The following is a 275-nucleotide window of genomic DNA, read 5'->3' as shown; positions in this document are numbered from 1 at the left end:
TAACGACTCAAATCATGGATTACTTCATCAACCGATATTCTTTAACTGAACGCCAGCGGGTTCAAAGCGTGGTCGTTGATCTGAACGCTCAATACTGTCACTTTATTAAACGGATCTTCCCCAATGCTGAGATTGTTATTGATCGATTTCACATTATTCAACTGGCTGGACGAGTCCTTGATCAAGCTCGTATTCAAGCTTTTCAGACGATCTCTGATCACCGTTCACGTCTCTATCGAATATTAAAATCTCATTGGCGCTTATTCCATCAAAAT

General features: G+C 40.4%; 1 protein-coding gene. It reads left to right on the top strand.

Going from position 1 to position 275, the window contains the following annotated elements; genetic code table 11:
* On the top strand, nucleotides 1-275 hold a 275-nt coding region (locus HC026_RS12585), incomplete at both ends, for a transposase (RefSeq protein WP_168926229.1).

It is taken from the genome of Secundilactobacillus angelensis (genome assembly GCF_012641075.1).
Classification (GTDB): domain Bacteria; phylum Bacillota; class Bacilli; order Lactobacillales; family Lactobacillaceae; genus Secundilactobacillus; species Secundilactobacillus angelensis.
The sequence above is the reverse complement of the archived record's forward strand: the minus strand, read 5'-3'. Positions and strand labels throughout refer to the sequence as shown.